Source organism: Brevundimonas sp. NPDC055812, from assembly GCF_053616535.1.
Window position 1 is genome coordinate 1 of the sequence record NZ_JBSHDX010000005.1, and the last position, 17485, is coordinate 17485.

14 protein-coding genes are annotated in these 17485 nt (G+C 67.4%); 3 read left to right on the plus strand and 11 right to left on the minus strand.

Annotation, left to right across the window (positions count from 1 at the left end; translation table 11 throughout):
• Nucleotides 1-704: acyl-CoA dehydrogenase family protein (locus ACWGL1_RS09530; protein WP_452111859.1), on the minus strand; the 704-nt coding region annotated here is incomplete at its 3' end.
• A 141-nt stretch (nt 705-845) separates the two neighbouring features.
• On the opposite strand from ACWGL1_RS09530, the gene ACWGL1_RS09535 reads away from it, so the two are divergent.
• A complete protein-coding gene (locus ACWGL1_RS09535; RefSeq protein ID WP_291780784.1) occupies nt 846-1112 on the plus strand; it encodes a DUF6356 family protein in 267 nt (88 codons plus the stop codon).
• Here ACWGL1_RS09535 and ACWGL1_RS09540 read toward each other — a convergent pair.
• From ACWGL1_RS09540 to ACWGL1_RS09570, 7 genes are all read right to left on the minus strand, one after another.
• Complete coding sequence (locus ACWGL1_RS09540; protein ID WP_338577345.1) at nt 1109-1543, minus strand: putative signal transducing protein; 435 nt, start codon at nt 1541-1543, stop codon at nt 1109-1111. The genes ACWGL1_RS09535 and ACWGL1_RS09540 overlap by 4 nt on opposite strands.
• Nucleotides 1544-1634: 91 nt before the next feature.
• Nucleotides 1635-3125, minus strand: a complete 1491-nt coding sequence (gene odhB, locus ACWGL1_RS09545) for a 2-oxoglutarate dehydrogenase complex dihydrolipoyllysine-residue succinyltransferase (protein WP_338577347.1) — start codon at nt 3123-3125, stop codon at nt 1635-1637.
• 55 nt (nt 3126-3180) lie between these two features.
• The gene (locus ACWGL1_RS09550) at nt 3181-6201 is read right to left on the minus strand and encodes a 2-oxoglutarate dehydrogenase E1 component (protein ID WP_338577349.1); all 3021 of its coding nucleotides are present in this window, start codon (nt 6199-6201) and stop codon (nt 3181-3183) included.
• 393 nt (nt 6202-6594) lie between these two features.
• Nucleotides 6595-7497 carry a succinate--CoA ligase subunit alpha gene (gene sucD, locus ACWGL1_RS09555; RefSeq protein WP_291780771.1) on the minus strand — a complete coding sequence of 301 codons (903 nt, stop codon included), beginning with the start codon at nt 7495-7497 and terminating at the stop codon, nt 6595-6597.
• Nucleotides 7498-7543: 46 nt separating this feature from the next.
• Nucleotides 7544-8734, minus strand: coding sequence for an ADP-forming succinate--CoA ligase subunit beta (gene sucC, locus ACWGL1_RS09560; protein ID WP_291780767.1), 1191 nt, complete (start codon nt 8732-8734; stop codon nt 7544-7546).
• A gap of 164 nt (nt 8735-8898) precedes the next feature.
• Nucleotides 8899-10272 (minus strand): spinster family MFS transporter, encoded by a 1374-nt coding sequence (locus tag ACWGL1_RS09565; RefSeq protein WP_291780764.1) that lies wholly within the window; start codon nt 10270-10272, stop codon nt 8899-8901.
• Between the two features lie 121 nt (nt 10273-10393).
• Nucleotides 10394-12652: a TonB-dependent receptor gene (locus ACWGL1_RS09570; RefSeq protein ID WP_452111860.1), complete on the minus strand. Its 2259-nt coding sequence runs from the start codon at nt 12650-12652 to the stop codon at nt 10394-10396.
• 177 nt (nt 12653-12829) lie between these two features.
• Between ACWGL1_RS09570 and ACWGL1_RS09575 the strand changes: the two genes are divergently transcribed.
• Complete coding sequence (locus tag ACWGL1_RS09575; RefSeq protein ID WP_312219915.1) at nt 12830-13558, plus strand: TetR/AcrR family transcriptional regulator; 729 nt, start codon at nt 12830-12832, stop codon at nt 13556-13558.
• On the plus strand, nt 13555-14325 hold the full coding sequence (locus ACWGL1_RS09580) for a LytTR family DNA-binding domain-containing protein (RefSeq protein ID WP_452111861.1): 771 nt from the start codon (nt 13555-13557) through the stop codon (nt 14323-14325). Before ACWGL1_RS09575 ends, ACWGL1_RS09580 begins: the two co-directional genes overlap by 4 nt.
• A gap of 4 nt (nt 14326-14329) precedes the next feature.
• Here ACWGL1_RS09580 and ACWGL1_RS09585 read toward each other — a convergent pair whose 3' ends face one another.
• The 3 genes from ACWGL1_RS09585 to ACWGL1_RS09595 all read right to left on the minus strand — a co-directional run bounded on the left by ACWGL1_RS09585 (nt 14330) and on the right by ACWGL1_RS09595 (nt 17443).
• Nucleotides 14330-15310, minus strand: coding sequence for a magnesium transporter CorA family protein (locus ACWGL1_RS09585; protein WP_452111862.1), 981 nt, complete (start codon nt 15308-15310; stop codon nt 14330-14332).
• Nucleotides 15311-15534: 224 nt separating this feature from the next.
• A complete protein-coding gene (locus ACWGL1_RS09590; protein WP_338577360.1) occupies nt 15535-16998 on the minus strand; it encodes a carotenoid oxygenase family protein in 1464 nt (487 codons plus the stop codon).
• A gap of 25 nt (nt 16999-17023) precedes the next feature.
• Nucleotides 17024-17443: a DUF2141 domain-containing protein gene (locus ACWGL1_RS09595; protein WP_452111863.1), complete on the minus strand. Its 420-nt coding sequence runs from the start codon at nt 17441-17443 to the stop codon at nt 17024-17026.
• Nucleotides 17444-17485 lie beyond the last annotated feature (42 nt).

Genomic DNA, 17485 nt, shown 5'->3' on the forward strand with positions numbered 1-17485 from the left:
TCCGGCACGAAGACGTCGTTCAGGCCGATGTCGCCCGTCACCGAGGCGCGCAAGCTGAGCTTGTCGCCGATCTTGCCCGTGGTGAAGCCGTCGAAGTCGCGCTCGACGATGAAGCCGCGGATCTTGCCGTCCAGCTTGGCCCAGACGATGGCCAGGTCGGCGATGGGCGAGTTGGTGATCCAGTATTTGCCGCCGTTCAGGCGATAGCCGCCGTCGACCGCGACCGCCGTGGTCTTCATCGAGGCCGGGTCCGACCCGCCGTCCGCCTCGGTCAGGCCGAAGCAGCCGACCAGCTCGCCAGCCGCCATCTTCGGCAGGAATTTCGTCTTCTGCTCTTCGGAACCGAAGGCGTAGATCGGGTACATGGCCAGCGACGACTGCACCGACATGGCCGAGCGATAGCCGCTGTCGACCGCCTCGACCTCGCGGGCGATCAGGCCGTAGGCGACGTGCGACGCTTCGGAGCCGCCGTACTGCTCGGGCAGCATGGCGCCGAGGAAGCCCATCTCGCCCATCTCGGTCATGATGGCGCGGTCGAAGACCTCGTCGCGGAAGGCGGCGACCACGCGCGGCAGCAGGGCCTCGCGCGCATAGGACCGCGCCGCATCCTGAACCATCCGCTCTTCATCGGTCAGCCGCCCCGTCAGGTCGAACGGGTCATCCCAGCGGAAGGTTTGGGCGGAAGGGATCTTGCCGTCGGCCATCGGTCGTCCTTGTGCGTCTGAGTAAGGGGCTCACGCGGGATTGAAGCGGCGTGACGAAGCGTCCCCTGTTGCTGCGGCGGGTTTAAGCCAGAATGCGACCGCCGGGTAGAGGGACCGGCGCGAGCACGCTAGGCTGTCGTCATGTCGAACGCTTTCAACCGCCTGTTCCGCGACCACCCGCGCGAGGTCGACGAGACCTATGTCGAGCATCTGGCCGCCTCGTCGCGCTTCGGCTTCAAGCTGCTGCGTCTGGCGGGCTGCGCCTTCATCCACGCCGTCGCGCCGGGCCTGCACAAGACCACGGTGTCCGACGCCATTCGCGGCATGGCCCAGGACATGGGCGGGCGCGCCGCTGAGGCCCGCGAGTGCCGGATGCGCGACGCGGGCGTCTGGGACGTCGGCCTCTAGGCGCTGAACACCCCGACCAGCCACAGGACCGGCGACAGCAGCACCACCACGCCCAGGATCGCCAGGCCCGCCCACTGAAAGGCGCCGAAGCGACGCGGCATGCTTGTACCGACAAAGCCCGCGCCGGTCGCGAAGGCGAACAGGGCCAGCCCTCGCGACGCCGCGCGAACCGTCGAATCCGGTCCGTCCAGATCATCGCCTTCATCGGTCGCGAACTCGCCGGTCCCGGCGCGCGCCAGCAGGTCGCGTGCCTGCGCCGCCTGATCCGCCCGCCCCATCAGACGGATGCCGAGGGCGCGCTGCATCAGGGGATCGACCGTGGTCTGGAACCGCTCGGTCACGGACACCTCGATGTCGTGCGACGCCAGGAAGGCGGCCGCCAGATCGGCCTCATAGACGTCTTGATAGCGGGCGATCTCGACCAGGCTCATGTCGCCAGCCTAGCACGCCTGCGGGACGCGCAATTGAAAACGGCGAGATCCGAAGATCCCGCCGTCGTCAATCGTTCGCAGTGCGCGGACCTTACAAGTCCAGCAAGGCGCGCGCGGGGTCTTCCAGCAGTTCCTTGATGCGGACCAGGAAGGTCACGGCTTCCTTGCCGTCGACGATACGGTGATCGTAGCTGAGGGCCAGGTACATCATCGGACGGATCTTGACCTCGCCGTTGATGGCCATCGGGCGCTGCACGATGTTGTGCATGCCCAGGATGCCCGACTGCGGCGCGTTCAGGATCGGCGTCGACATCAGCGAGCCGTAGGTGCCGCCGTTGGTGATGGTGAAGGTGCCGCCCTGCATCTGGTCCATGGTCAGGGCGCCGTCACGGGCGGCCTTGCCCAGGGCGCCGATGCCCTTCTCGATGCCAGCCAGCGACAGGACGTCGGCGTCGCGCAGCACCGGAACCACCAGGCCCTTGTCGGTGCCGACGGCGATGCCGATGTCGTAGTGGTTCTTGTAGATGATGTCCGTGCCGTCGATCTCGGCGTTGACGGCCGGGATTTCATGCAGGGCCTGGACCACGGCCTTGGTGAAGAAGGACATGAAGCCCAGCTTCACGCCGTGGCGCTTCTCGAAGACTTCCTTGTACTGGGCGCGCAGGGCCATGACGTTGGTCATGTCCACCTCGTTGAAGGTGGTCAGCTGGGCGGCCGTGTTCTGGGATTCCTTCAGGCGGCGGGCGATGGTCTGACGCAGGCGCGTCATCTTCACCCGCTCTTCGCGCGGCTGGTCGGCGCGCGGGGCGGCCGGAGCAGCAGCGGCGGGCGTAGCCGGGGCGGCGGCGCCGATGGCGGCGATGGCGTCGGCCTTGGTGATGTTGCCCTTCGGACCCGAAGCCGACAGCGAAGCCGGGTTCAGGTTGTTTTCCGAAACGACGCGCTGAACGGCGGGCGACAGGTGAGCAGAAGCCGGAGCCTGGGCAGAGCCCGTGTTGGCCGGAGCGGCGGCCGGGGCCGGAGCAGCCGCAGCGGCGGCGCCCGAGGCGGCGACCGAACCGATCACCTGACCGGGGGTCACGGTAGCGCCATCAGCAGCCGTGATGGTCAGGACGCCGGCGGCTGGGGCCGAGACTTCCACGGCCACCTTGTCGGTCTCGATCTCGACCAGCAGTTCGTCCTTGGCGACGGTGTCGCCCGACTTCTTCAGCCAGGTTCCGATCGAGCCTTCGGCGACGCTTTCGCCCATGGTCGGCACGGCGATGTCGACCGCGGCGCCGCCCGAAGCGGCCGGAGCGGCGGCGGGAGCCGCAGCCGCCGGAGCCGGAGCCGAGGCGGCGGCCGCGCCGCCTTCGGTCACGGCGCCCAGCACCGTGCCGGGAACGACCGTGTCGCCTTCACCGGCGTTGATCGCCGACAGCACGCCGTCGGCGGGAGCGACGACCTCGAGCGAGACCTTGTCGGTTTCCAGCTCGACCAGGACTTCGTCCTTCTTCACGGCGTCGCCAACCTTCTTGGTCCACTTGGCGATGGAGGCTTCGGCGACGGATTCACCGAGGGCGGGGGTCAGGATATCGGCCATCTTCAGTGTCTTTTCGTGTCTGAACTTTGCTTGTCTTTTAGGTCAGGCGCGGCGGTCAGGCCATGGCCTCGGCGAGGAAGGTCTCGAGTTCCTTCAGGTGTCGGCTCATCAGGCCCGCAGCGGTCGAGGCCGAAGCCGGACGACCGACGTAGCGCGCGCGCTTGGCCTTCACGTCCATCTTCTCGAGCGTCAGCTCGATCCACGGATCAACGAAGGTCCAGCCGCCCATGTTCTTCGGCTCTTCCTGGCACCACACCAGGTCAGCGTTGGGGAAGCGCGCCAGTTCCGCCGAGATCGACTTGATCGGCCACGGATAGAACTGTTCCAGACGCAGGATGTAGATGTCGTTGACGCCCGCCTTCTCGCGCGCGTCCAGCAGGTCGTAATAGACCTTGCCCGAGCAGACGATGACCTTGCGGATGTCCTTGTCGGCCTTGAGCGTGACGCCCGCCACGTCCGGACGCAGCTGGGCGTCGTCGCGCAGCACGCGGTGGAAGGACGAACCCTCGGCCATGTCGGCCAGGGTCGAGACGGCCTTCTTGTGACGCAGCAGCGACTTGGGCGTCATCAGGATCAGCGGCTTGCGGAACGAGCGGTGCAGCTGGCGACGCAGGATGTGGAAGTAGTTGGCCGGCGTCGTGCAGTTGGCGACCTGCATGTTGTTCTCGGCGCACTGCTGCAGGAAGCGCTCAAGACGCGCCGAGGAGTGCTCGGGGCCCTGGCCTTCATAGCCGTGCGGCAGAAGCATCACGAGGCCGCTCATCCGCAGCCACTTGCGCTCGCCCGAGGAGATGAACTGGTCGATCACCACCTGGGCGCCGTTCACGAAGTCGCCGAACTGGCCTTCCCACATGGTCAGGGTGTTCGGGTCGGCCAGCGAATAGCCGTACTCGAAGCCCAGCACCGCCTCTTCCGACAGGGCCGAGTCGATGACCTCGAAATGGGCCTGGCCTTCACGCAGGTTGTTCAGCGGGAAGTAGCGCTGTTCGGTCGTCTGATCGGTGACGCCCGAGTGACGCTGCGAGAAGGTGCCGCGCACCGAGTCCTGCCCCGACAGACGCACGTTGTAGCCCTCGTCCAGCAGGCTGGCGAAGGCCAGGCTCTCGGCCGTGGCCCAGTCGATGTTCTGGCCGCTCGACACCGCCTCGCGACGGCCGTCGATGACGCGCTTCAGCGTCTTGTGCACGTCGACGCTGTTCGGGATGGTCGTCAGACGGTGGCCGAAGTCCTTGAGCTTGTCGGCCGGGACGGCGGTGTCGCCGCGCTGCGCGGCGTCATCGGTGTTTTCGGCGCCCAGGCCCTTCCACTCGCCGTCCAGCCAGTCGGCCTTCTTGGCTTCAAAGGTCTTTCCGGCCTCGAACTCGGCGTCGAGATAGGCCTCGAAGCGGGCGATCTCGGCGTCGACCTCGGCCTGGGTGATGACGCCCTCGCCGATCAGGCGCTTGGCGTAGATCTCCAGCGTCGAAGGCTGGCTCTTGATCTTCGCGTACATCAGCGGCTGGGTGAAGGTCGGGTCGTCGCCTTCGTTGTGGCCGAAGCGGCGGTAGCAGAACATGTCCACCACCACGTCCTTGTGGAACTTCTGGCGGTATTCGGTGGCCACCTTGGCGGCGAAGACGACCGCTTCGGGATCGTCGCCGTTGACGTGGAAGATCGGCGCCTGGACCATCAGGGCCACATCCGACGGATAGGGCGACGAACGCGAGTTGCGCGGGCTGGTGGTGAAGCCGATCTGGTTGTTGATGACGAAGTGCAGGGTGCCGCCGGTGCGGTAGCCCTTCAGCCCCATCAGGGCGAAGCACTCGGCCACGACGCCCTGGCCGGCGAAGGCCGCGTCGCCGTGGATCAGCAGGGGGGCGACCTTGGAGCGGTCCAGCACCCATTCGACGTCCGGCTTGCCGACGTTGACCTCGGCCTCGCGGATGTCGAAGGCCTGTTTGGCGCGCGACTTGCCGAGGACAACCGGGTTGACGATCTCGAGGTGCGACGGGTTGGCGGTCAGCGACAGGTGGACGCTGTGGCCGTCGAACTCACGGTCCGACGAGGCGCCCATGTGGTATTTGACGTCGCCCGAGCCCTCGATGTCCGAAGGGACGGAAGATCCGCCCTGGAACTCGTGGAAGATGGCCTTGTAGGGCTTGCCCATGACGGCCGCGAGGACGTTCAGGCGGCCGCGGTGCGCCATGCCCAGAACGATTTCGTCGACGCCCAGGGCGCCGCCGCGCTTGATGACCTGCTCCAGCGCAGGAACCATGGCCTCGCCGCCGTCCAGGCCGAAGCGCTTGGTGCCGGGGAAGCGCTTGTGCAGGAAGCGCTCGAAGCCTTCCGCCTCGGCCAGCTTCTTGAAGATGGCCAGCTTGCCTTCCTTGGTGAAGGCGTTCTGCTCGAACTTGTCCGGGCCTTCGAAACGCTGCTGCAGCCAGGCCTTCTCTTCAGGCTCGGCGATGTGCATGAACTGCACGCCGATGTTGCCGCAGTAGGTGCGCTTGAGGATCTCCAGCACCTGGCGGACCGAGCCGGTCTCCAGACCCAGGACGCCGTCCAGGAAGATCGGGCGATCCATGTCGGCGGCGGTGAAGCCGTAGAACTCCGGCGTCAGCTCCGGGTTCTGGATCGGCGGCTCGATGCCCAGCGGGTCGAGGTTGGCCTGCAGGTGGCCGCGCACGCGATAGGCGCGGATCAGCATCAGGGCGCGGATGGAATCGTGGGCGGCGGCGCGCACGTCGGCGGCTGAAACGGCGCCCGAGGCGTCAGCGACCGGAGCGGCCGGACGCGGGCCGGGCTTGCCGGCGGCCTTGGGATCGACCTTGGGGGCCGGCCAGCGGCCGTCGAACACGGCGGTTTCCTCGGTCGGCTCGGTCGCGCCCGAACGGCCCCAGGAGCCGGCGGCGGCCGACTGCTTCACCAGGTCGGCGTTGTCCTTCAGCTGATCGAAGAAGGCGCGCCACTCCCCCGACACCGAGCCGGGGTCCGAAGCCCATTTTTCGTGCAGGTCCTCAATGAAGGCGGCGTTCGCGCCATAGAGGAAGGAGGTCTCGGCAAAGACCTGGTTCAGCCGACCCGCATCGTCCGCCATTTTTCTTTCAATCGTCCCTTTACAACCGCCCGCGCACAGCCGCGCGGAGAGCAGCGCCGTTCATATAGGCCCTGTTTCCTTACTGGTCATGACCGAAGGGAGGCGGAGCGGGTGGAATTTGGTCGAATCAGCAAGAAAAAACGCCCCCGGACGATTCCGGAGGCGTTACAAAAGGTCACACGGCGCGAAAAACGTCCCCGGAACGCGGATAGGTTAGACTTTGGTCTAATCCGCCGCCCCGCCGACGCCGCACCCGCCCTTCGGTGAATCCGGCGCTCAAGCCGCGAGCGACCGCGTCGCGAGCATTCGCCGCGCCCCTCAAAAAGGCGCTGAAGCAGCGAGCCGCCGCGCGGCGAGCGATAGCGCCCGCACGCGCAGCGTGCGCTGAAGGATTTAGCCCTTCAGCACTTCCACCAGAGTCGTGCCCAGGCGCGCCGGCGACGGCGACACGCGGATGCCCGCGGCCTCCATGGCGGCGATCTTGGATTCCGCATCGCCCTTGCCGCCCGAGACGACGGCGCCGGCATGGCCCATGGTGCGGCCCTTCGGCGCCGTACGGCCCGCGATGAAGCCGGCCATCGGCTTCTTGCGGCCCTTCTTGGCTTCGTCGATCAGGAACTGGGCGGCGTCTTCTTCAGCCGCGCCGCCGATTTCGCCGATCATGATGATGGACTCGGTGGCGTCGTCGGCCAGGAACATCTCCAGCACGTCGATGAACTCGGTGCCCTTGACCGGGTCGCCGCCGATGCCGACGGCCGTGGTCTGGCCCAGGCCTTCGTTGGTGGTCTGGAACACGGCCTCATAGGTCAGGGTGCCCGAACGCGAGACGATGCCGACGTTGCCCTTCTTGAAGATATTGCCCGGCATGATGCCGATCTTGCACTCTTCGGGGGTCAGGACGCCGGGGCAGTTCGGGCCCAGGAGGCGCGAGTTCGAGCGGTCCAGACGCGCCTTGACGCGGACCATGTCCTGCACCGGGATGCCTTCGGTGATGCAGGTGATGAAGGGGATCTCGGCGTCGATGGCCTCGATGATGGCGTCGGCCGCGCCTGCCGGCGGAACGTAGATCACCGTGGCGTCGGCGCCGGTGCGCTCCTTGCCTTCGGCGACCGAGGCGAAGATCGGCAGGGTTTCACCGTGCGAGCCGGTCCAGGTCTGGCCGCCCTTGGTCGGGTGCACGCCGCCGACCATCTTGGTGTTGTAATAGGCCAGCGCCTGTTCGGTGTGGAAGCCGCCGGTCTTGCCGGTCAGGCCCTGAACCAGGATCTTGGTGTCTTTGTTGACGAGGATGGACATGTGTCTGTGCTCTGAATTCTGTGTGTCTGCTGGGCGGTAGCGGCGCTTAGGCGACCGCCGCGACGATCTTCTGGGCGGCGTCGTCCAGGTCGTCGGCGGCCTGGATGGTCAGGCCCGACTCGTTCAGGATCTTCTTGCCCAGCTCGGCGTTCGTGCCTTCCAGACGCACGACCAGCGGCACCTTCAGGCCCACTTCCTTCACCGCGGCCACGACGCCCTCGGCGATGACATCGCACTTCATGATGCCGCCGAAGATGTTGACGAGGATGCCCTCGACCTTCGGGTCGGCGGTGATGATCTTGAAGGCCGCCGCGACCTTGTCCTTGCCGGCGCCGCCGCCGACGTCGCAGAAGTTGGCCGGCTCCTTGCCGTACAGCTTGATGATGTCCATCGTCGCCATGGCCAGGCCGGCGCCGTTGACCATGCAGCCGATGTTGCCGTCGAGGGCCACATAGGCGAGGTCCCACTTCGAGGCCTCGATCTCCTTGGCGTCCTCTTCAGTCTCATCGCGCAGGGCGCGGATGTCTTCGTGGCGGTACAGGGCGTTGCCGTCGAAGCTGACCTTGGCGTCCAGAACGCGCAGGTGGCCGTTCTCCATGACGATCAGCGGGTTGATCTCGAGCATGTCCATGTCCTTCTCGACGAAGGCCTTGTACAGGATCGGGAACAGCGACTTGCCGTCTTCGGCGGCCGAACCGGTCAGCTCCAGCGCCGCATTGATGGCGGCGACGTTCTCGGCGGTGACGCCGGCTTCCGGGTTGATGGCGATGGTGTGGATCTTTTCGGGGGTGGCGTGGGCCACTTCCTCGATGTCCATGCCGCCTTCGGTCGAGACGACGAAGGCCGTCTGACCGACCGAACGGTCGACCAGCAGCGAGCAGTACAGCTCACGGGCGATGTCGGCGCCGTCTTCGATGTACAGGCGGTTGACCTGCTTGCCGGCCTCGCCCGTCTGGGCGGTCACCAGGGTGTTGCCCAGCATTTCCTTGGCGTGGGCGACGGCTTCCTCGATCGAGAAGGCCAGACGCACGCCGCCCTTGGCGTCGGCGCCCAGTTCCTTGAACTTGCCCTTGCCGCGGCCGCCGGCGTGGATCTGCGACTTCACGACATAGAGCGGGCCAGGCAGCTGCTTGGCGGCGGCTTCGGCCTGGTCGGCCGAGGTGATGGCGACGCCGTCCGCGACCGGGGCGCCGTAGCCCTTGAGGACCTGCTTGGCCTGATACTCGTGAATGTTCATGTCTGATCCGCGCCGTTTAGGGAGGTTTGTGGAAACTTTGGCCGCGCTTATAGGCGTCGCGCCTTCGCCAGCGCAACCGCCTGTCGTCTTATGGCCTCATGAGGATTTTCTTATGCCGGGCGGCGGGCCTCGCCGGACCGCCGCCCAGGGCTGTCTGGGGGCCGTTAGTCGACCCAGTCCTTCTGGAGCGTGCGCGAGGCGCCGAACAGCAGGGCCGAGGACAGCAGGTAGAAGCCCATGCCCGTATAGATGGCCCAACGCAGGCTTTCCTCGCCGAAGGTCGGACGCAGCATGTCGCTCATCCAGCCGAAGTAATAGATGCCGACGGCGATCCCCAGCAGGTTGTTGATCAGCAGGAACAGGGCCGAGGCCGTGGTCCGCATGGTCGGGCTGGCCAGATGCTGCACCGCCGCCGTGATCGGCCCCAGCCAGGTCAGGTTCAGGCCCGTCGGGATCAGGAAGATCAGGAAGGCCAGGGCCAGAGCCGCAAAGCCGTTGGGGTCCGAGCCCGGCATGACCGCGCCCACCACCGCGCCTGAATTCATCGCCAGGATGAAGCACGGCACCGAAATCAGGAAGGCGATCGCCGGCGTCAGCGGATAGGCCCCCTTGGATTTCCTGCCCAGCCGGTCGGCCATGGCGCCGCCCAGCCAGATGCCCGCCACCCCGCCGACCAGGACGATGGCGGAGTAGTACCAGGCCGTCTGCGACAGGGTCAGGCCAAAGCTGCGCATGAAGAAGCTGGGCAGCCAGGCGGCCACGCCGTAGCCGCACACAGAGGACGACGCCGCGCCGAACGCCAGCAGCCAGAAACTGGGCTTGGGGGCCAGGGTGCGCACCACCGCCTTGAAGGGCGGGGCTTTCGGCGTTTCGACGGGAGCGGCTGCGGCAGCGGCCGGCTCGATGTCCAACCCTCCGCGCTTGGGATCCTTGACCGTCAGGCGCAGGACAGGCGCGACCAGCACACCCAGGACGCCGACCACGATGAAGGCCGTGCGCCAACCGTAGGTCGCCGCCAGCAAGCCGCCGACCAGGGTGCCCGCCGCCATGCCCAGCGGAATGCCGAAGGCGTAGGCCGCCAGGGCCCGCGCCCGCTGTGACTTGGGGAAGTAGTCGGCGATCAGGGAATAGGCCGGGGCCACGCCGCCCGCCTCGCCGATGCCGACGCCCATGCGGCACAGGAACAGGGAGCCGAACCCGCCCGCCAGGCCGCACAGGGCGGTGAAGCCCGACCACAGCGTCAGGGCGCCGGTCATGATCCACACCCGGCTGAACCGGTCGGCCAGCCAGGCGATCGGGATGGCCAGGGTGGAATAGAGCAGGGCGAAGGCCAGCCCGCCCAGCAGGCCGAACTGGCTGTCGCTGAGGTTGAACTCGGCCTTCAGCGGCGCGGCCAGAATGCCGATGATCTGCCGATCCAGGAAGTTCAGCATGTAGATGAGGATCAGGATCCCCAGCACATAGTAGCGATAGCCCGGCGAGGCGGTTTGCGCCTCGACCGTTCCCGCCTGGACCTTTGCGGCCTCGATCTGATTCATGGGCCTTCCCCGACTGGCTGCTGCGGCGACGGTAGCGGCCCGACGGCCGCGCGCCACGAAAAAAGAAGGGCGGCGGCTCCAACGAACCGCCGCCCAGTACGCTGCGCTCAGGCCTGCAGCATCAATACTTGGCCGAAACCTTGATCATCCAGGTCCGCGGCGCGCCGTAATAGGCGGTGCGGATGTTGCCGATGGACGAGAACTCCTGAGCGTCGGTCTTGTAGACCTCGTCCGACAGGTTCTGGCCATACAGGCCGACCGAATAACGATCCGACGCGTCCGACCAGACGACGCGAGCATCGTACAGCCAGTAGTCGTCCTGATACATTCCCGGGATCTCGATGGCCGTGTTCTCGTAGGTGTTGTCCACCGCCAGAGCCATCCTGGAGCGGAACTTGGCCGCGCCGCCGACGGTCACCGAGGAGCCGCCCGACAGGAACCATTCGTACTGGCCGCCGAACCGCAGGGTCCACTTGGGCGAGAAGGCCGGGTCCTGGAAGGCGCGGCTGCCGCCGAAGTTGGTGAAGCGGTCGTCCTTGAACTCCTTGTAGTCGGCTTCGAGGAAGCCGACCTGGGCGTCCAGCGTCAGACCGCGGATCGGGACCAGAACGCCTTCCAGCTCGAAGCCGAAGATGTCCAGCTGACCGGCGTTCAGCACCGACAGAACCGGGGCGGGCAGACCCGTCACCGGGTCCGTGTCGAGACCGGCGACGCGAGCCTGGAAGTCTTCATACTTGGTCATGAAGGCCGCCAGGTTCAGGCGGGCGCGACGATCCCAGAACGAGGTCTTGGCGCCGACTTCGAACGAGTCCGCCGTTTCCGGCTGGTACTCGGTCGCCTCGGTCGGGGAGTTGGCGCGGCCGTTGAAGCCGCCCGACTTGAAGCCCTGCGAATAGCGGGCATAAACCATGGCGTCGTCGGACAACAGATAATCGGCCGACAGCATGATCGAAGTGTCGTCGTACTTGCCCACGTCCGGAGCGAAGACATAGGTCGCGTTGAATGCCGGCAGCAGGCTGTAGAAGGTCGACGTCGTGCGCCAGTAGTCCTTCTCTTCCTCAGTATAGCGGACGCCCGCCGACAGGCGCAGCTTGTCGGTCACGTCATAGCTGAGGTTGCCGTAGACGGCCTTGGAGGTCGTCTCCAGAGTGTCGTCGATGGTACGCAGGAAGCCGGAGTTGCCGAACGCCGGTCCCAGCAGAGCGTCGTTATAGCTCTCCTGATGGGAGTCGACGTCTTCCTTCAGGTAGTACAGGCCCGCGACCGCGTTCAGACGATCGCCGGTATAAGTCAGCTGCAGCTCCTGGCTGAACTGGGTCTGATCCACGGCCACCAGGGCGTCGGCGATCTCCAGTTCCGTGGCGTCGAAGTCGATGTAGTCGTCGGTGTTCAGGCCGCGATAGGCGGTGATCGACTTCAGCGACAGCGCGTCGGACAGATCCCAGGTCGCGCGCAGCGCCGTGCCCCAGGTCTCCAGCCGCGTCTCGTTCGGCAGGCCCGGCGTCGTACGGGTCTTGAAATTATATTCCGGAACCGGGTTCGGCACGGGGCGCAACACCGTGGTTTTCAACAGGTCCGTCAAATCGTTCTGGGCCTGACCGACCGTCATGCCCGCATCGTCCTTGGCGTAGTCGGCGTTCAGGTCGATGCGGAAGTTCGACGCCGGATCCCAGGCCAGGCTGGCGCGCACGGCGGTCGAGTTCTTGTCGTTGTATTCGGCGCCGGTGGCCGGATCGGTGACATAGCCGCCGCGCTCCGAATGCAGAGCCGACAGGCCCAGGGCCAGGTTGTCGGTCACGGGGCCGGACACGGCGCCCTGGACTTCAACCAGGTCATAGTCGCCATAGGCGGCCGAGGCGCGGGCGCGGAACTCCTGGTCCGGGCGGCGCGACACCAGCTTCATGGCGCCGCCGATGGTGTTCTTGCCGTACAGCGTACCCTGCGGGCCGCGCAGAATCTCGACGCGCTCCAGATCCAGCAGGTCGAACTGGGTGCCGCGAATACGCGAATAATAGACGTCGTCGACATAGACCCCGACCGCCGGATCAAAGGTCTGCAGCGCGTCGGGCTGGCCCACGCCGCGGATGTAGATGTTGGTCGCGTTCGACGAGCCCCGGCCCTGGACCAGGTTCAGGTTCGGCACCGCGCCCTGCAAATCGGTGACCTGTTGAGCGCCTGTGCGCTCCAGCGTCTCGCCGCTGAAGGCGGTCAGGGCCAGGGGCGTCTTCTGGGCCGACTCCTCGGTGCGGCGGGCGGTGACGATGATGTCTTCGACCTGGGCCGCAGCCTCCTGCGTCGTCACGTCCTGCGCCTGAGCGGCCGAGGTCATTGCGCCGAATGCGGCGCCCGCCAGCAGGGCGGTCTTCACGAGTCTGTTCATGTGCATCCCAATCTTGTTTCCGGCCCGATGACGCTTTTTATTCAGCGTTCAATGATTTTCAGCATAGGTGACCGGGTTTCGGCCGGCTGTCAAACGGCCAAGCCTGATTTCCGTCACGGAAGAGCCCGCCCTGTGGCGCCGTTGCACTAACCCCCGAAGCGCGACTAGCTTCCGGCCATGACGAAGAGCGACCTGCCGCCGCCCCAAATTCCAGCCCCGCCCGCCGCCCCGGCGCGACGCGGGCGTCCCAAGAAGTCCAAGGCGGCCGTCGCCGGGGAGACGCGCGAGGCCATCCTGAACGCGGCCGAGGACCTGTTCTCCAAGCATGGCTTCTATGGCGTCACCATCCGCGAGGTAGCGCGCGAAGCGGGCGTGGATACGGCCCTGGTCCACTATTATTTCGGGGCCAAGAAGGAGCTGTTCGACGCCGTCTTCAACCGCCGCGCCGAGGTGTGGAACGCCGAGCGCGTGGCCGCGGTCGACCGCTACGCAGAGGCGGCGGGCGAGGCCATGACGCTGGAGGGGCTGTTCGAGGCCTTCCTGCGCCCGCCGTTCCAATGGTCGCTGAAGGGCGGGCCGGGGTGGAAGCACTACGCCGCCCTGGTGGCCCAGACCAACGCCAACCCGGCCTTCGGCGGCGAGACCATGGCCCGCTATTTCGACCCGGCGATCCGTCGCCTGCTGGAGTTGGTCAAGCGCATCATGCCCGAGGCGGACGAGGCCGACCTCTATTGGGCCTATCACAATCTGTCGGGGGCCCTGACCCTGACCCTGGGCGAGACGGGGCGTCTGGACCGCCTGTCGGGAGGTCTGTGCCGCTCGGGCGATCTGGACAGCGCCTGCGACTACATGGTGCGGTTCGCCGCCGCCGGCTTCCGCGCCGTCTGCGGTCCGACGCGCGCGTGACGGCTCGACTGGATTTCTCGCCGGGCTCCAAGGCGCGCGACTTCCTGCGCGGCCTGGCGGTCGCTGTAGGGGCGGGCGCCTTCCTGGCGCTCGGCGGCGCCTTCGGCTCCAACGGCGCGCCGCTGGCGCAGCGTCTGGCCTATTGGATGCCCGTGCTCGTCGTCGGCGGCCTGTGGGGACACCTGTGCAGCCTGCTGGTCGAGCGCTTCATCGACGTGGACGCGCGCCCGTGGCTGGGCGTCGCCGCCCTGACCCTGGTCATCACGGGGCCGTTGACCCTCATGGTCTGGGCCCTGACCGGCCTGATGTTCGAGGGGCGACTGCGCCACGCCGACGACCTGGCCCACTTCTTCCCGCCCGTGGCCCTGATCACCGCCGTACTGAGCGCCCTCAACGTCTTTCTGGGCCGCAGGCAGCCCGTTGAGACCCACGCCGCAGCGCCGGGCGACGCGCCCGCCCGCTTCCTGGACCGCCTGCCCTCGAAACTGCGCGGCGGGCGCCTGATCGCCGTCCAGGCCGAGGATCACTATCTGCGCCTGCACACGGACAGGGGCTCGGACCTGATCCTGATGCGCCTGTCGGACGCCCTGGGCGAACTGGAAGGGCTGGAGGGCGCCCAGACCCATCGCAGCTGGTGGGCGGCCCGTGACGCCGTGGCCTCGGTCGCGCGCGGCGACGGCCGCGCCGCCCTGACGCTGGACGGGGGACTGGTCGTCCCCGTCAGCCGCCGCTACGCCAAGGCCCTGCGCGACGCGGGCTGGTGGTGAGCCCCTACAGCCAGCGCTTCTTGCGGAAGTAGAAATACGGCAGGGCCGCCGACAGCACCATGGCGCCGACCGCCGCCGGATAGCCGTAACGCCAGTGCAGCTCCGGCATGACATCGAAGTTCATGCCGTAGATGGAGGCGATCAGCGTCGGTGGCAGCAGGGCCACGGCGGCGACCGAGAAGATCTTGATGATCTGGTTCTGCTCCAGGTTGATCAGCCCCAGGGTGGCGTCCATCAGGAAGGTCACCTTGGACGACATCGAGATGCTGAGCTCGCTCAGCGCCGCCGCATCACGCTGCATCAGACGCAGGGTCTGGCGCGCTTCGCGGTCGGCCTTGCCAGGCGCGCGGGAGGCCGACAGCGCCGCGTGATAGGCCAGCAGGCGTTGCAGGCTGGACAGGCTCTCGCGGATCAGGGCCAGGAAGTCCCCGGCCCGACCGATGTCCTGGATCACCGACTGCAGGTTGTGGCTTTCCATGGCGCGAGGATCGCGCTTGCGGAAGATCAGCCGCGAAATGCCCTCCAGCTCGACCCCCTTGGCCTCCAGGGCGTCGGCGTAGCGATCGATGATGGCTTCGATCAGCCCCAGCATGATGCTCTCGCCGGTCGCCAGCCTCTCGCCCGGCTTGTTGGTGGCGTGGGCGATGAAGACGGGAAAGGCGCGCGGCTGACCATAGCGCACCGTCACCAGCCGCCCGCCCTTGAGAATGAAGCTCACCGGCGTCTTGACCGGATCGTGGGTCTCCAGATCCGTGGCCACGGCGGCGATCATAAAGACGCCGTTGTCTTCGGCGTAGAGGCGGGCGGACGGCTCGACGTCGTCCATCTCGTCCCGGCTGGGGATGTCGATGCCGGTCAGGGCCTCCAGCGCGGCCACCTCATCGGCGGACGGAGAGACCAGGTCGATCCAGCAGGCGGGGCCGTGATCCACGGCCGTATCCAGGCGCACGAGCCGATCAGCGCGCCAGTCATAGGCGTTCAGCATAAGTCGCTTCCTTTCGCGAGGACACCCTCGCGCGGAAGCGGAGCGTCCTCAGAGCGTCGAAGAAGTTGAAGACGGACTTCGGTCTTCGGGGTTCATCTGAGGGTTTCCAAAAAGACGCCGCCCCACGATAGGCATCTGGGCGGCGCAGGGGTCTTGGCCCGTTCGACGGCGGGGGTCAACCGCCCGTCGACGAACGGCGATGAGGACAAGGCGGGATGTGGCTTTCACGCCCAGTTTCCGTGGAAGGCCGCCGGCAGGGCCACATCGGCGCGCCAGGTGGCGACCGGGCCGTCCTCGACGCGCATCAGGTCCAGGACGTGCAGTTCGCTGACCCCCGCCTTCAGATTGATGGTCGGGCCGACCAGCCAGGCGTCGGCCTCGTGCGTCCCGCCGGGCTTGGGGACGTAGACCATCTCGTCCGTCACATGATCGGGGCCGAAGTCGAAGGACCGGGTGCGCCCCGACGACCAGTCGGTGACGGCGACCGCCGAGGCCAGGGGCCGGTCGGCGCGCTCGCCCGTGGTGTGCAGGCTGAAGCGGCGCGCCAGGCCGGCGCGGCGCGGGTCGCTGCGCGGGAACTCGCCGACCACGCCGGTCCGCTCCAGCCGCCCGCGCCCGTTCGGCGACAGCACGACCATGGCCAGTTCGGCCGGTTCTCCGCCCAGTGGCACGCCGTTCAGCACCTCCTGGGCGCCGCGCGCGGCGAAGTCCATGTCCCTGTGCGCGCACAGGTCGAAGCGGATCGTGCCGTCCGTCTCGTCCCAGGCGTCGCCGACGTGGAAGAAGCCGAAGGGCGGCAGGTCGTAGAGGCGTCGCTGCGACAGGTCGGCCTTGTCGACCACCAGCACCTGGGTTCCCGCCTCGGGCGTCCAGTCGAAGCCCGCCGACATCGGCGCGACGTTGCGGACATGGACCCAGGGCTGCAGCACGATGACCAGATGGCGGGCCGTGGCGCTGAAGTCGTGGATGTAGCTGGCGCGCGGCAGGGCGATCACCTCGGCGTCCTCCAGCGACCCGTCCGCCGCCAGGCGCCACACCATGGCCTGTTCGCCGTTCACGCCCAGGTTCCAGATGCGGCCGTCCGGTTCGATGCGCGGATGGGCCAGGAAGGGCATGTTCTTCAGGTCGGGACGCAGGGTGACGAAGTCTTCTGTCGCCAGGGTCTCGGGATCCATGGCCAGCGGCGAGCCGGCCTCCCACAGGGCCCAAAGCCTGCCGCCGACCTTGTGCACCGAGGTGTTGGCCGGGCTGGCGTCGTCGGCCGAGCCGATGCGGGCGCGTGGGTCGCCGACGGTGCCGAAGCCGGGCATCAGCATGGCGTCGGCCTCGGTCTCCTGACGCCGCTTGCGGGTGTCGGCGAAGCGGGCGGCCAGGCTGGCCTGACCATCCTGAATGCGCCAGCGGCGGATCAGGCCGTCCCCGTCGAACCAGTGCTGGGACGAGCGGCCCGGCCGTCGGAACTTGGCCGGTCCGTTGCGATAGAGGCTGCCCGACAGCCCCTGCGGCGCCCGGCCGTGGACGAGGCGCAGGGCGCGCGGGGCGATGTCGCTCTCGACGTCGGCGGTGGCCAGGGACCAGTCGGCGGTCGCCGCCAAGGCTTGCAGAGCATAGGCCCGATCAGGGGCCAGGACGCGTGCGGCGGCGAGCGCGGCGGCGCCCATGAACAGGGTGCGGCGGGTCGGGATCATGACAATGTCTCCTGGCGTTCTGGACCTAGCGGATGCGGATGGTCTGGGCCGTGGCGCCCGAGACATCGAAACGGGCGCGCTCCCACCTGGCCGGGCCCATGTTGCCGACCGCGTTGTTGGAGAAGGCGAAGGGCTCGGTCGGCATGCCGAAGGGATTCACGTCCATCTTTCCGTTGGCGTTGACGTCGTGGAACGCCTTCATCCCGTAGGCGCCGGCGGGCAGGTTCTCGAACACGGCGGCGCGGTCGCCCGCCGCCACATCGACCCGGGCCACGCGGCTGGGCGCCCCGGTTTCATAGGCGGCCTCATCGGCATAGAGGGCGACCATGACCGCCCCGGTCTCCGCCCCGGTCTCGAAGGTGAAGGTCAAGCGATGGCCCGAAGGCTGGGCGGACGCCGGAACGGCGAAGGCGAGGACGGCGGCGACGGCGAGCAGGCGGATCATGACGAGGTCCTTTCGGGGACGGGTGAAGCGGTTCGCCGCCGT

What these genes read in the sequence shown, in the direction of transcription:
- ACWGL1_RS09585 (WP_452111862.1), bottom strand. Translation starts at nt 15,310, where the DNA reads ATGCTGAACGCCTATGACTGGCGCGCTGATCGGCTCGTGCGCCTGGAT.
- odhB (WP_338577347.1), bottom strand. Translation starts at nt 3,125, where the DNA reads ATGGCCGATATCCTGACCCCCGCCCTCGGTGAATCCGTCGCCGAAGCC.
- ACWGL1_RS09595 (WP_452111863.1), bottom strand. Translation starts at nt 17,443, where the DNA reads ATGATCCGCCTGCTCGCCGTCGCCGCCGTCCTCGCCTTCGCCGTTCCG.
- sucD (WP_291780771.1), bottom strand. Translation starts at nt 7,497, where the DNA reads ATGTCCATCCTCGTCAACAAAGACACCAAGATCCTGGTTCAGGGCCTG.
- ACWGL1_RS09570 (WP_452111860.1), bottom strand. Translation starts at nt 12,652, where the DNA reads ATGAACAGACTCGTGAAGACCGCCCTGCTGGCGGGCGCCGCATTCGGC.
- sucC (WP_291780767.1), bottom strand. Translation starts at nt 8,734, where the DNA reads ATGAACATTCACGAGTATCAGGCCAAGCAGGTCCTCAAGGGCTACGGC.
- ACWGL1_RS09550 (WP_338577349.1), bottom strand. Translation starts at nt 6,201, where the DNA reads ATGGCGGACGATGCGGGTCGGCTGAACCAGGTCTTTGCCGAGACCTCC.
- ACWGL1_RS09575 (WP_312219915.1), top strand. Translation starts at nt 12,830, where the DNA reads ATGACGAAGAGCGACCTGCCGCCGCCCCAAATTCCAGCCCCGCCCGCC.
- ACWGL1_RS09565 (WP_291780764.1), bottom strand. Translation starts at nt 10,272, where the DNA reads ATGAATCAGATCGAGGCCGCAAAGGTCCAGGCGGGAACGGTCGAGGCG.
- ACWGL1_RS09540 (WP_338577345.1), bottom strand. Translation starts at nt 1,543, where the DNA reads ATGAGCCTGGTCGAGATCGCCCGCTATCAAGACGTCTATGAGGCCGAT.
- ACWGL1_RS09590 (WP_338577360.1), bottom strand. Translation starts at nt 16,998, where the DNA reads ATGATCCCGACCCGCCGCACCCTGTTCATGGGCGCCGCCGCGCTCGCC.
- ACWGL1_RS09535 (WP_291780784.1), top strand. Translation starts at nt 846, where the DNA reads ATGTCGAACGCTTTCAACCGCCTGTTCCGCGACCACCCGCGCGAGGTC.